Raw genomic sequence first — 14786 nt, 5'->3', positions numbered from 1 at the left:
AGGGCTAATTTTACTACTTTTGTCGCGTTTTTCTCAATCAGATTTTTTGAGAGAGTGACATATTGACATTTAACATATATCGATGGAAGAAAAAAAATTTGATGTTAATTCCTTTATAGGAATGATTTTATTAGGTGGTATTATTTTTTGGTGGATGAGTACCAACAAACCTAAAGTAGAACCTGAACAAACAACTACAACTGAACAGGTTACCGATAGCACTACTACTCCAACTACTTTACTTCAAAATCCAACTTTTGAAAACGACTCGTTAAAACAAATTGCACTTCAAAATAAATTAGGTGCTTTTGCTCATAGCGGAATGTATGGTAGCGAAGGAGAAACAATTATTGAAAACGAATTGGTACAACTTACCGTAAGTAATAAAGGTGGACAAATAAAGAAAGCCTTATTAAAGAATTTTAGAACTTACGATTCTTTACCTGTGTATTTAATTAAAGAAAATAATGCTTCTTTTAATATTAACTTCGGAACTACAGACAACCGTATTTTAAACACCAAAGATTTATTATTTGAACCTAACGTAACTAAAAACGGAGAACACACAGTACTTTCAATGAAATTGAAAGTTTCTGATACCCAGTTTTTAGAATATCGTTATGAAGTAAAACCTAATGACTATCGTATTGATTTTGCAGTTCGTTCACAAGGGTTAAGTAATGTTATCAACAGCTCTCAAAAAATCAATTTAGATTGGAATTTAAAAGCTTTCCGTAATGAAAAAAGTATGCGCACAGAAAACATGTACTCATACTATTACTACAAAGCAAATGATGATGTTGAATACCTAAGAATGAATGATGATGAAGTTGTAAATAATGTTGATTGGATAGCTTTTAAACAACATTTTTTCTCTTCTGTATTAATGAGTAGCACTCCGTTAAACGACGCAAAATTAAAGTCAGTTGATTTTGCTGGTGAAGACGTAGATAGCGTATATTTAAAAACCTACGCTGTTTCCGCTCCGTTAGCACTACAAAATGGTGAGTTAAACTACAACATGCAATGGTTTTACGGACCAACCAATTACAATTTGTTAAAAAAGTATGAGAATACTAATCTAAACGAAATAGCTGATTTAGGTTGGGGTATTTTCGGTTTCTTAAACCGTACTGTTTTTTACCCTGTATTTAACATGTTAAAAGGTTTTATTGGTAACTACGGATTAATCATTATTTTAATGACCATTGTAGTACGTATTATCATGTCTCCTGTGTTATACAAATCGTACTTATCAAGTGCAAAAATGAAAGTAATTCGTCCAGAAATGGAGGAAATTAACAAGAAATACCCTGGTAATGAAAACGCAATGAAACGCCAGCAAGAAATTATGGCGGTACAGCGAAAAGCCGGTGTAAGTATGATGTCGGGTTGTGTACCTGCTTTGTTACAAATGCCTGTTTTCTTTGCTTTATTCAAGTTTTTTCCAACTAATATAGATTTCCGTCAAAAAGCATTTTTATGGGCCAATGATTTATCATCCTATGATACAATCTTTAAGCTGCCGTTTAAAATTCCTTTCTACGGAGATCACGTAAGTTTATTTCCAATTTTGGCTTCTATTGCTATTTTCTTTTATATGAAAATGAATCAAAGCCAACAGATGAATATGCAAGCTCCTACACAAGAGGGTATGCCAGATATGAGTAAAATGATGAAGTGGATGATCTACTTCTCACCTATTATGATGCTTTTCTTCTTTAACAACTATGCTAGTGGATTAAGTTTATACTATTTCATTTCAAACTTATTAACCATTGCTATTATGTTTGTGATTAAGAATTATGTAATTGATGAGGATAAAATTCATGCTCAAATTCAAGAAAACAAGAAAAAACCAGTAAAGGTAAGCAAGTTTAGAGAGCGCTTAGATGCTGCTATGAAGCAAGCACAAGAACAACAAGAAGCTCAAAAACGTGCCTCTAAAAACAAAAAGAAGTAATTGTATATCAACCTTATAAAAAGCCGCTAATTAGCGGCTTTTTTACTTTAACACAGTTTTAACACAGAGTGATTAAACCATTACGGAACTTCGCCGTCAAATAGTTTTATACTATCAAACATCAACTATGAGAAAACTTTTACTTTTAGTATGCTTTACAAGCATTACATCTATGTTTGCACAAAAAACTGCAAATGAAAGGTCTAGCCAATCTATAACCATAACAGGTAAAGTGATTGAAGCTAAATCTAAACAACCTTTAGAATATGCCACATTGGTTCTAACCAATATAAAAACTCAAAAAGTTTTAGGTGGAATTACTGATATTCAAGGTAATTTTTCAGTAGATGCTGCTGCAGGCACCTATGACATGAAGGTAGAGTTCATTGGTTTTAAAACCAAGACCTTACCACAAAAAACTATAACAGAAAACTTACATTTAGGAACTATTCTACTCTCTGAAGATTTAGAAACTTTAGATGAAGTTGAAATCATTGCAGAAAAATCAACAGTAGAAATACGTTTAGATAAAAAGATATATAACGTTGGAAAAGACATGACCATAAAAGGTGGTAACGCTAGTGATGTGTTAGATAACGTTCCGTCTGTAAACGTAGATGCTGAAGGAGCAGTAAGTTTACGTGGTAATGAAAATGTACGTATTTTAATTGACGGAAAACCATCTGCACTAGTTGGCTTAAGCGGAACTGATGCATTAAGAAATTTACCTGCAGATGCCATTGAAAAGGTAGAAGTTATTACTTCACCGTCTGCACGTTATGATGCAGAAGGAACAGCAGGTATCCTAAACATCATTTTAAGAAAAGGTAAAATTACCGGATTTAACGGCTCTACCAACCTTTCTGTAGGAAATCCTGATCTTCTTCAAGTTTCAACTAACTTAAATTACAGAACTAAAAAGTTCAATCTATTTTCTAACTTAGGGTATTCTCACCGTAAAGGTCCTGGAAATGCTAATAGTGATTTTACATATTTTACTAATGGTGTAATTGACAGTTTAAGTACTGAAACTCGAAAATACGATCGTAAAAATAACAACTTTAACGGTTCTTTAGGTTTAGAATACTATTTAAACAAAAATAGCTCATTAACTGGTACAATTTTTTATCGTAAAAATAAAGGTGATGACATTGCAACTAACAACACAGAGGTTTTTGAACCAGATGGTACTGAAAGAGATCTTCGTACTAGAAGAGAAAATAATCTAGAAGATGATGTTGACACTCAATACTCTTTAAATTATACAAATAATATTGATGATAAGGGTCAAAAATTAATGATTGACCTACAGTATAGTGAAAACGAAGGAGATGAAAACTCTCTTATTACCAATAACGGTATTTTGGTTGAAAGAAATTCACAATTAACTAATTCCATCAGTAAATTATTACAGATAGACTATGTATTACCTTTAGGTGAAAAAAGTCAATTAGAATTAGGTCATAAAGCCGACTTACAAGATTTAACTTCTGATTTTAGAGTACGAAATGCAGATGGAACTCCTAAAGATCCAGACATTTCAAATGCTATTGATTTTAAACAATATATTTACGCTTACTATGCTCAATTTGGAAGTAAAATTGATAAGTTTTCTTACTTATTAGGTTTACGTGCAGAATATACTGATGTTGATTTGCTACTATTAAATACAGGTGAATTTTCTGATAAAAACTATACCAAATGGTTTCCTACTGTAAATTTAGGGTATGAATTTAGCGAAACTAACAATGTTACATTAGGATATGCCAGAAGATTACGCAGACCTCGCCACTGGTTTTTAAATCCGTTTGAAACCCGTAGTTCTGACACTTATGTATTTAAAGGAAACCCGGATTTAAACCCAACCTATACCAGTTCTTTTGACTTAGGATATACCACAAGAGTAAGTAAAGTAACCTTAAACTCTTCTTTATACTATCAATTTTCTACAGATTTGATTAGAGCTGTTTCAAGAGTTGAAACCAGAGAAAACGGTAATGTATTTGTACGTCAGTTTTTAAACATAAATGATGAAAACCGTTATGGATTCGAACTAACCACAAACTACAACCCTACAAAATGGGCACGTTTATCAGCTACTTTTAACTATTTTAAATTTAAAACAGAAGCTTTTAATTATACCTATTCTTATATTTCACCAGAAGACGGTAGTACAATAACAGAAACTGAAGTTTTACCTGAAGTAAATAGCGATAGCTGGTTTGCTCGTTTTAACTCGCGTATTACATTACCTGCTAAAATTGAGTGGCAAACAAGAATTATGTATCGCGGACCTGAAGACGATGCTCAGGGTTCAAGAGAAGGAATGTTTGTAACTAACTTAGCCTTTAGCAAAGATATTTTACAAGACAAAGGTACGCTGGTGTTAAATGTTAGCGATTTATTTAACGATCGTAAACGCAAAAGCTATACAGAAACTTCAAGAGTTATTTCAAACCAAGAGTTTCAATGGAGAGAGCGCCAAATAACTTTAAGTTTTACCTATAGATTTAATCAAAAGAAAAAAAGAGATCGACAACAAAATGGCGATTATGACGGTGGCGAAGGATTTAATCCATAAATCATAAAAAAAAGAGACTTTCTCTAAAAAGTCTTTATCAATGTCATTTCGAGCGGAGTCGAGAAATTTAAGTAGTTAAATACTAATATATTTCGACTGCGCTCAATATGACATTTTTTGTTTTTCTAACTTTTTAAACAATCTCTTTTTTTGCGTTAGGCGTTAGAGCAAGTTACCATGTTTGACCTAGTATGATGAGCTTAATAAACATACAACGCCTAAAATTATAGCATAAAAAAAGCTCGCATTAGCGAGCTTTTATAAATTATGATGTAAAAAACTACTTACCTTCTGCAGCTTTTTTTGCTTCTCTTTTTAATTTAAGGTTTTCCCAAATAGTTCCTCCAATCCAATAAGGAACCACAAACGTTAATAAGAAAATTAACAACCAAAATCCGGCTGTAAAGATAAACATAAACAATACTAATCCTGAAAATTCTGAAAAATCTAACATTTGTTTTATTTGAAAAATTTATACACGACAAAAATAACACATATTTTCAATTATCAAGGAGAAATTTAAAAATATTTCAACTCCTATTTCACCAGTCAATTCTACGAGTTTTCTTAAATTTGACCTTTCTTTAATTAATATCAACACAATGAAATATAGAATTGAAAAAGACACAATGGGTCAGGTAGAAGTACCTGCAGATAAATATTGGGGTGCGCAAACAGAGCGTTCTCGCAACAATTTTAAAATTGGACCTGCTGGTTCTATGCCTTTAGAAGTAGTGTACGGATTTGCTTATCTAAAAAAAGCGGCTGCCTATGCTAACTGTGAATTAGGAGTGTTATCTACAGAAAAACGTGATTTAATTGCTGAAGTTTGTGATGAAATTTTAGCGGGTAAGCACAACGATCAATTCCCGTTAGTAATTTGGCAAACAGGTTCAGGTACGCAAAGTAACATGAACGTAAATGAAGTTATTGCCAATAGAGCGCATGAAATTGCTGGTAACGTAATTGGTGAAGGCGAAAAAACCATTCAACCAAATGATGATGTTAACAAATCTCAATCATCAAATGATACATTTCCTACCGGTATGCATATTGCTGCTTATAAAAAAGTAGTAGAAGTTACCATTCCTGGTGTAGAAAAATTAAGGGATACGCTTCAAAAGAAATCTGAAGATTTTAAAGATGTAGTAAAAATTGGTCGTACACACTTAATGGATGCAACCCCGTTAACTATCGGACAAGAATTTTCAGGTTACGTAGCGCAATTAAACTTCGGATTAAAAGCCTTAAAAAATACCTTGGCTCACTTATCTCAATTAGCATTAGGAGGAACTGCTGTGGGTACTGGATTAAATACACCTGAAGGTTATGATGTATTGGTAGCAAAATATATTGCTAAGTTTACCGATTTACCTTTTATAACTGCTGAAAATAAATTTGAAGCTTTAGCAGCACACGATGCGTTGGTTGAAACTCATGGAGCGTTAAAACAATTAGCGGTTTCTTTAAATAAAATTGCGAACGATATTCGTTTAATGGCATCTGGTCCTCGTTCTGGAATTGGAGAATTGATCATTCCTGCTAATGAACCAGGTTCATCAATTATGCCAGGGAAAGTAAACCCAACCCAAGCAGAAGCCATTACTATGGTTTGTGCGCAAGTTATGGGTAACGATGTTGCGGTAACCGTAGGTGGAACACAAGGTCACTACGAATTGAACGTATTTAAACCTATGATGGCAGCTAACGTATTACAATCGGCTCAGTTAATTGGAGATGCATGTGTATCTTTTGACGAAAACTGTGCAGTAGGCATTGAACCAAATTATCCGCGTATTAAAGAGTTATTAAACAACTCGTTAATGCTGGTAACTGCTTTAAATACCAAAATTGGCTATTACAAAGCGGCAGAAATTGCCAATACAGCACACGCTAACGGAACTACGCTAAAAGAAGAAGCAATTAACTTAGGTTATGTTACTGCCGAAGAGTATGACGAGTGGGTAAAACCTGAAGACATGACAGGAAGTTTGAAATAAACTTTTTAACTATAATTTTAAGAAAGTCGGACGGTTTTGTTCGACTTTTTTGTTTTAACATTGTTCATAGTTTTGTAGCTAAACTTATTTTCAACTAATTTAGCTACAAAGACCTTACTCATGTCAGTTTTAAGGAAAAATTCTAAACAAAAAAATGAAAAATTTCACCAAACATATACCCTTTTTTTTAGTCTTACTTTTTACTAGTGTTTCTCAAGCGCAGAATATAAAAATTACAGGAACTTTAGTAGAACAAGAAACTGCTCAGCCTATACCCTACGCAACCGTTGCAATATTCAATAAAGACACTAAAAAAGTAATTACTGGAACAACAACAGATGATAACGGTACGTTTGATGTAACTGTATCTAATGCTAATGTTTACTTTGAAATTAGTTTTATGGGATATAAAACAAAAACTATCAACAAGTTTACTGCTTCTACTAACAAAATAGACTTAGGAACCATACAACTTTCACCTGATAGTCAAGCGCTAGATGAAGTGGTGGTTACTGGTGAAGTTTCTAAAACTACCTTTAAACTAGACAAACGTGTTTTTAATGTTGGAAAGGATATAAGTAGTACGGGTGTTAGCGCTTTAGAAGTCTTGAACAATGTTCCTTCTGTAAATGTAAATATTGAAGGAGAAGTTAGCTTACGCGGAAGCGGTGGTGTACAAATTTTAATCAATGGTAAACCTTCTGTGTTGGCAGATCAATCAAGTAATGCATTGGGTACCATTACTGCTGATATGATTGAAAGTATTGAGGTAATTACCAATCCTTCTGCAAAATATGAGGCGTCTGGTACTTCAGGAATTTTAAATATCATCTTAAAAAAAGAAGAAAAGCAAGGATGGAACGGATCAATTTCTGCAAATACAGGAATTCCAGATAATCATAGTATTGGAGGAAGCATTAACCGTAGAACAGAAAAATTCAACTTGTTTACACAGTTTGGTGCGGGTTATCGTTCATTACCAAGAGATACCGAAGCCAATAATTTGAACAAAACCAGTGGAAAAACAATTGCCAGCGAAGGAGAAGAATTTAGAAATGAAACCTTTTTCAACGTTACACTGGGTACCGATTATCACTTAAACGAATACAATGTGTTTACGCTTTCAGGGAATTTCGCCTATGAAATTGAAGATCAACCTTCAGAAACTAATTTCAGCGCTTATACAGGAAGTAATTTAGACTCTCTTTGGGTACGAAAAGAAACGACTGAAGCTACCAACCCAAAATGGCAGTATGAATTCAACTGGAAAAAGACTTTTAAGAATAATGAAGATCACACATTTCAGTTAAGTGCTTTGGGAAGATTTTTCGGAAAAGACCAATCATCTTTGTTTACCAATACCATAATTGAAGGCGGTACTACAGATAGCAATCAGCGTACAGCTACTAATTTTCAACAATCAGACTATACTTTTAAAGCAGATTATGTAAATCCGATTTCTAAAGAATACACCTTAGAAACAGGTGTACAATACGTTATTAATGATGTGGGTAACGATTTTGAAGTCGAAAATTTTGTAAATGGTGCGTATGAAATTGATGAAGATCTTACCAACAACTTTGAGTGGAGCCAAAAAGTCTTAGGAGTTTATGCAACTGGTGCTTATGAAAATGATGCTTGGGGTGTAAAAGTGGGATTACGCGTTGAGAATACCGACCTAAATACGCTGCTCACCAATACTGATCAAGCAAACGCGCGAAACTTTACTAATCTATTCCCTACCCTACATACATCCTATAAATTGAGTGAAAATTTTTCATTACAAGCAGGATACTCAAAACGTATTTTTAGACCACGATTATGGGACTTAAATCCGTTTTTCAACATTAGAAATAACTTTAATGTAAGAGTTGGAAATCCGGATTTGCTACCAGAGTTTACACACTCTTATGAATTGACCAGTATTTATAAAATTGGAAAAGCATCGTTAAGCTCAAGTTTATACCACAGATATACCACTGATGTAGTTGAACGTGTATCTACTTTTGAAAACGATGTAACATATACAACTCCAGAAAACATTGGTACAAACGCAACGTATGGTTTTGAAACCAACGGAAAATACAGTCCTGCTAAGTGGTTAACGTTTAACGGAGATTTTAACTTCAATTATTTTGATAGAAAAGGAACTTTTGAAGATCAAATTTTTGATTTTACCGGTAGCCAATGGTCAACAAGATTAGGTTCTAAAATAGGATTACCGGCAGACATCGATTTAGAATTGAATGGAAATTATCGCTCCGGATTTGAAACCGTACAAGGAGAACAAAGTGGTTTTGCTTTTTTAGACTTAGGATTACGTAAAAAAATATTTAAAGGAAAAATAGTAGCTAATTTGGGTATTAGAGATGTGTTTGCCTCAAGAATTCAAGAGCGATTTGTAAACCAACCAACTTTTTCAACCTATGATTATAGCTTACGCGGACGCTTTATTACGTTTGGTATTAGCTATGGTTTTGGTAAAGGAGAAGCTATGACCTATTCTGGAAGAAGGAGGTAATTACAGGAAGTTTGAAATATTTTTTAACTGTACTTTCAAAAAGTCAAGCTTTTTTGTTTGACTTTTTTTATATTCGGTGATTATAGTTCATTAAAAAAACTATAATCTTTAAACATTGTGCGTCATACATCTGAGCTAAAGAAAAGTAAGCAAAAAAAATGAAAATTGACTTAAAAGAGAATATAGATTTTTTAAAATTTTTTAAAAATAATACTTCATTAATTCTATTAGGGGTTTATATATTAAGTTTCATTAACTATTATATTTATTACAAGAGTTTTAAAATACCAATCTTCAATTATATTGGATTAAATGATATGCTTTTTTTTACTTTGGAGTATATTTTTAAAATTATATTAATAATCTTTTTGTCTGAAGTTTTTTTGTTCTTCATTTTTGGAATTCTTTTTATGTTTTATGAAAAGATTGTAATATTTTTAGTCAAAAAGAAAGGTAAATTATATTTAAAGTCAGATAACAAAAATAGAAATCGAATTAAAGATTTATTTATCAAACCATTTAATAAAGGATTAATTAATTTTCGATTTTCAATCGTTTTTATTTCAATTTTCTTCATTCCTACATCTGGGAATGTTTTATTACTTTTTCCTACTTTACTTGTTTATTTAATCTACTATCTTGAAAAAGTATCTAAAGAAAAGATGTATAATTTAACTTTTATCTTTTTTTGCGGAATAATCATACTCTTTTTAACATTTACAACTTTAGTAAATTTGTATGAAAAGAGATCTATTAAAGATGACTACAAAATATCTTTTATAGAAAATTCAAATTATATTTCAACAGATAGAAGTATTAGTTGTTATAATTATCTTGGAGAAACTTCATCTCACATTTTCTTATACAACATTGAAAGAAAGGAATCAAGAATTTGTTCAAAATCAAATATTACTGAATTAATAATAAAAAATGAGAATTTTATAGATTCATTAATTACAAGAATTAAAGAAAATAGTATGTTTAAATTTCTGAAAGAAAGTTTGAAATTATAAAGGAATAAGTACCAATTCACAACAACGAGCATAAAAAATTGCGTAGTTTAATGCTTAAACAAAGTCAGTTTCAATTTTATTACGTCTGATTTTCCTACGGAAAATCCTCGCACACAAAACCGATAGCGAAACCTCCCTATAATCGTCATCCTTTTTACTTATTTTTGTCTGTAAGTAAAAACTATATGACAACACTTTTCACCAACATAAAAGAACTTATTCAAGTTAGAGACGCATCTGTAAAAAAAGTTTCGGGTAAAGACATGAGTACGTTACCTACTCTAAAAAATGCTTTTTTACTAATTAAAAACGATACCATCATCGATTTTGGTTCCATGGAAAATGCACCAACTTCAGCAGATAACACTGTTGATTGTTCCGGAAAAATGATTTTACCAACGTGGTGTGATTCTCATACACACATTGTATACGCTGGTAATCGTGAGCAAGAGTTTGTAGATCGCATTAACGGATTAACCTATGAGGAAATTGCCAACAAAGGTGGCGGAATTTTAAATTCTGTAAAAAAACTGCAAGAAACAACTGAAGAAGAGTTGTATCAGCAATCGGCAAAACGTTTAGAAGAAGTGATGCAATTAGGTACCGGAGCAGTTGAAATTAAATCGGGTTACGGACTTACCGTTGAAGCAGAACTAAAAATGCTACGCGTTATTAAAAAACTAAAAGAAAATTATAACATTCCTATCAAAGCAACATTTTTGGGTGCGCATGCTTTTCCGAAGGAATATAAAAACAATAAAGAAGGTTATATTAACCTGATTATTGAAGAGATGTTACCCAAAGTTGCCGAGGAAAACTTAGCTGAATTTATTGATGCTTTTTGTGAAACTGGTTATTTTTCGGTAGCAGATACGGATAGAATTTTAAAAGCAGGTGTTGCACTCGGACTCACACCAAAAGTACACGTAAATCAGTTTACAACCATTGGTGGTGTGCAAGTAAGTATAAAACACAACGCACTTTCGGTAGATCATTTAGAGGTGATAAATACTGAAGATATCAAAGCTTTACAAGGCACCGAAACCATGCCTGTTGCCCTACCCTCTTGTTCGTATTTTTTAAGTATTCCGTACACACCGGCACGCGATATGATCAACGCTGGTTTACCATTAGCCTTAGCAACCGATTACAACCCGGGATCTACACCCTCAGGAAATATGAATTTTGTGGTTTCAGCTGCCTGTATTAAAATGAAAATGACTCCGGAAGAAGCTATTAACGCTGCCACCATTAACGGAGCGTATGCCATGAACTTATGCGATGAAGTAGGCTCAATTTCCAAAGGAAAAAAAGCGAATTTCTTCCTTACTAAAGAGATTCCTTCTTACGGATTTTTACCCTACAGCTTTGGTAGTAATTTAATTGAGAGTGTTTATATTGGTGGTGAGAAAATTTAAAAGATTACTTCGTCCTTCGTCCTCGTAATGACGTCATTGCGAATGAAATGAAGCAATCTCATCAGAAAAAGTAAAACTGTACCATCATTCCTGTGAAGGCAGAATAAAAAGAATAAAAAAACTCAAATAGAATTTGTCATTCCTGTGAAGGTAGAATGAAAAAACTCAAATAGAATTTGTCATTCCTGTGAAGGCAAAATAAAAGAATGAAAAACTCAAATAGAACTTGTCATTCCTGCGAAGGCAGAATAAAAGAATGAAAAACTCAAATAGAACTTGTCATTCCTGCGAAGGCAGGAATCTCATCATAAATATGAAAAAGTGTATAAAACCAATCATCAATATTATGTTTATATCATCACAAACAAAAAAGATGGTGTTTTATACATCGGTATAACAAACAATTTAGAAAGAAGAATTTTTGAACATAAAAATAAATTAGTCAAAGGATTTTCATCAAAATATAATTTAGATAAGTTAATTTATTTTGAGACGCATCAACTTGTTGATGAAGCCATAAAAAGAGAAAAGAATATGAAGAAGTGGAAAAGAGAATGGAAAATAAATTTTATTTTAGAAGAAAACCCTGATTGGAACGATTTATCAAAAAATTGGTTTAACTAAAAAAAAGATTCCTGCCTTCGCAGGAATGACTCAAAAACATGCTACACATTTTTACACAAAACGATATTAATGATTTGGTACACACAAGAGATGGTGAAACCAAACTAGGTGAAACAGTTACTGTTTTGGATGATAAAAAAGACTTTTTTGAAGAAGTTGAAAACAACACTTCAAAATTTGTTTTGATTGGTGTTCCTGAAGATATTGGTGTAAAGATGAACAAAGGAAAAGGTGGCGCGCATTCGGCTTTCTTTCCTGCTTTAGAAGCTTTTTTAAACACGCAAGAAAATCAGTTTATCACTGGAAAAGACGTGTTGGTTTTAGGCTATTTAGATTTTTTTGACACCGTAAAGACCTTTGTGGCTGATGATGCTGAAAAAGGAGATTATTTGGTGAAACAGATTGATAAAGAACTCTCTGAACTGATACATTTTGTGGTTTCTATGGGAAAAACTCCGATTGTAATTGGTGGAGGACATAACAATGCATACGGAAACATTAAAGGAACCTCTACAGCATTAAAAGAACCTGTTAATGTAGTGAATTTAGATGCACACACCGATTTACGCAAACTAGAAGAACGTCACAGTGGTAACGGATTTTCATACGCAATACACGAAGGTTTTTTAGAGCGTTATTTTATGTTTGGTTTGCATGAAAATTATACTCCGCAATACATTTTTGAATACATCCATGAACATTTAAACCTTGAGTATAATATGTTTGAAGAAATGGAAGTATATAAATCTACTTCTTTTGAAAACGAGTTACAACGTGCTCAAAACTTTGTAAACACAAAGCCTTTTGGTGTTGAAGTTGATTTAGATTGTATTCAAAGTTTTCCTAGTAGTGCTATGACACCGAGTGGATTTACACCTCAACAAGCCCGAAGATTTGTTCATGCTTTTGGAAAACAACAAAACGCTTATTATTTACATGTTTGTGAAGGTGCTCCAGCAGTTATGAATGAACCCACTGCTGCTACTCAAGTAGGAAAATTCATCAGCTATTTAATTACAGATTTTATAAAAGCGAAGAGTTTTAGTGGTTAATTTTTCTGATTATTCCATAATAAAAACCTCTTCAATTTTCATATTAAATACTTTAGAAATATCATACGCAAGTTTAAGAGAAGGATTGTATTTTCCTTTTTCAAGAAACACTATAGTTTCTCTGCGCACTCCTACTTTTTGAGCAAGCTCAATCTGTGTCAAATTATCTTTGGCACGTAGTTCCTTAATTCTAGTTGTCATCTATTCCTACTTTTGAAAGGTACAAGCGAATAAAAAGAAAAATGAGAGTCATACCCATCATACCAATCGCTATTACAAATTTGGCTTTATTTACCGAATCAACAGAAAACATATCTAATGCAAACAAACCAATCAGCCACATATAAATCGATATGCTAAAAGCCATAGAAGCTGCTTTTTGAGTTATCTTTTTTGAGAGTTCATCCTCAGGATTTAACCCTGATTTTGCGTCTTTTAATGCTTGAATACCAGAATAAATTATAAATCCAACTATAAGCAACATCACTCCAATGGTTCCGTAAGCGAATTCATTAAATGGCTTTGTTGTATTAAATATCCAAAAGCCCATTAAACCTAAAATAAAGGCTGCTACAGTAAATTTTACTATAGCAAATTTTTTTGCTTTCATATTATTGTTATTTATTTCTAACACAAAGTTAGATATTTATAACATTACAAACAAATAAATCTTGAATAAACTGTAACTTATTAGATATGAATATAAAATCGAAAAAAATAAAACAAGGACTGAATTCTATTTTTTATAGATTATCATGAGTAGAAATAGATTTCTTTTAATATTTCAGTGCTTCAAACACGAAAAAGTATATCTAAATGGCTATTTATTGTTTAAGCATACCTTATTCTATTAATTAATCAATCCAATTTTTAAAATCTTTAACACGTTCTCTACTTACAATTATTTCTTGCTCGTTATACGAATGGAGCTTTAATTGCAAACGAGAGTTGGTATACGAAACAATGTCTTTTATAGCGTTAATGTGCACAATAAACGTTCTGTTCACTCTAAAATAGTGTTCAGGGTCAAGTTGGTCTTGCCAATGCTCTAAAGAATAATCTATTAAGTAATTTCTATTTTCATTACTGTGTATGTAGGTAGCTTTATTTTCGGAATACAAACACTCAATATTATCGGTATGAATTATTTTAATATGTTGCCCTATTTTAATAGTAAAGCGCTTCTTGTATTTTCTGTCAATCGGATTAATTAGCAGCTTTCTAATCTCATCAATATTAACCTGTAAATCGCTTTTTTGGGGTTGTTGTTCTTTGTATTTATCAACCGCTACTTTTAACTCATCTTCATCAATCGGTTTTAACAAATAATCAATTGAATTAAGCTTAAAGGCTTTTAGCGCATATTCATCATAGGCCGTAGTAAAAATAATTGCCGATTTAACAGGCACTTCTTCAAATATTTCAAATGAAAGTCCGTCAGATAGTTGAATATCCAAAAAAATCAAATCAGGATGCTCGTTATTTTGAAACCAGTTAACCGCCTCTTCTACCGAATGTAACATGGTGTTTACATTAATATTTTGAGTAGCTAACATTCTATTCAACCTTCTTGCAGCAGGCTTTTCATCTTCAATAATTAATACGTTCATTATT

The 14786-nt window shown here is 32.3% G+C and carries 12 protein-coding genes; 8 read left to right on the top strand and 4 right to left on the bottom strand.

Annotated elements, in window-relative coordinates; all coding sequences use genetic code 11:
• Positions 1-82: 82 nt before the first annotated feature.
• On the top strand, positions 83-1963 hold the full coding sequence (gene yidC / locus SLH33_RS00375; RefSeq protein ID WP_320417070.1) for a membrane protein insertase YidC: 1881 nt from the start codon (positions 83-85) through the stop codon (positions 1961-1963).
• Positions 1964-2090: 127 nt separating this feature from the next.
• Positions 2091-4544: a TonB-dependent receptor domain-containing protein gene (locus tag SLH33_RS00370; protein ID WP_320417069.1), complete on the top strand. Its 2454-nt coding sequence runs from the start codon at positions 2091-2093 to the stop codon at positions 4542-4544.
• A 280-nt stretch (positions 4545-4824) separates the two neighbouring features.
• Here SLH33_RS00370 and SLH33_RS00365 read toward each other — a convergent pair whose 3' ends face one another.
• A complete protein-coding gene (locus tag SLH33_RS00365; protein ID WP_320417068.1) occupies positions 4825-4998 on the bottom strand; it encodes a hypothetical protein in 174 nt (57 codons plus the stop codon).
• Between the two features lie 148 nt (positions 4999-5146).
• Here SLH33_RS00365 and fumC point away from each other — a divergent pair, with 148 nt between their 5' ends.
• From fumC to SLH33_RS00335, 6 genes are all read left to right on the top strand, one after another.
• Entirely contained in the window at positions 5147-6544 is a 1398-nt protein-coding gene (fumC, locus tag SLH33_RS00360) for a class II fumarate hydratase (protein WP_320417067.1), read from the top strand.
• Between the two features lie 154 nt (positions 6545-6698).
• Complete coding sequence (locus SLH33_RS00355) at positions 6699-9065, top strand: TonB-dependent receptor domain-containing protein (protein WP_320417066.1); 2367 nt, start codon at positions 6699-6701, stop codon at positions 9063-9065.
• Positions 9066-9223: 158 nt separating this feature from the next.
• Complete coding sequence (locus SLH33_RS00350; RefSeq protein WP_320417065.1) at positions 9224-10078, top strand: hypothetical protein; 855 nt, start codon at positions 9224-9226, stop codon at positions 10076-10078.
• A 185-nt stretch (positions 10079-10263) separates the two neighbouring features.
• Positions 10264-11496, top strand: coding sequence for an imidazolonepropionase (gene hutI, locus SLH33_RS00345; RefSeq protein ID WP_320417064.1), 1233 nt, complete (start codon positions 10264-10266; stop codon positions 11494-11496).
• Positions 11497-11781: 285 nt separating this feature from the next.
• Positions 11782-12120 (top strand): GIY-YIG nuclease family protein, encoded by a 339-nt coding sequence (locus SLH33_RS00340; protein WP_320417554.1) that lies wholly within the window; start codon positions 11782-11784, stop codon positions 12118-12120.
• Positions 12121-12158: 38 nt separating this feature from the next.
• The gene (locus tag SLH33_RS00335; protein WP_320417063.1) at positions 12159-13172 is read left to right on the top strand and encodes a formimidoylglutamase; all 1014 of its coding nucleotides are present in this window, start codon (positions 12159-12161) and stop codon (positions 13170-13172) included.
• 9 nt (positions 13173-13181) lie between these two features.
• Here SLH33_RS00335 and SLH33_RS00330 read toward each other — a convergent pair whose 3' ends face one another.
• The 3 genes from SLH33_RS00330 to SLH33_RS00320 form a co-directional block, all read right to left on the bottom strand.
• Entirely contained in the window at positions 13182-13373 is a 192-nt protein-coding gene (locus SLH33_RS00330; protein WP_148870098.1) for a helix-turn-helix transcriptional regulator, read from the bottom strand.
• On the bottom strand, positions 13363-13782 hold the full coding sequence (locus tag SLH33_RS00325; protein ID WP_320417062.1) for a hypothetical protein: 420 nt from the start codon (positions 13780-13782) through the stop codon (positions 13363-13365). The genes SLH33_RS00330 and SLH33_RS00325 overlap by 11 nt, the downstream gene beginning before the upstream one ends.
• 244 nt (positions 13783-14026) lie before the next feature.
• Entirely contained in the window at positions 14027-14782 is a 756-nt protein-coding gene (locus SLH33_RS00320) for a LytTR family DNA-binding domain-containing protein (protein WP_320417061.1), read from the bottom strand.
• Between the last annotated feature and the right edge of the window lie 4 nt (positions 14783-14786).

The sequence above is a fragment of the Tenacibaculum sp. IB213877 genome (assembly GCF_034043975.1).
GTDB lineage: Bacteria > Bacteroidota > Bacteroidia > Flavobacteriales > Flavobacteriaceae > Polaribacter.
The sequence above is the reverse complement of the archived record's forward strand: the minus strand, read 5'-3'. Positions and strand labels throughout refer to the sequence as shown.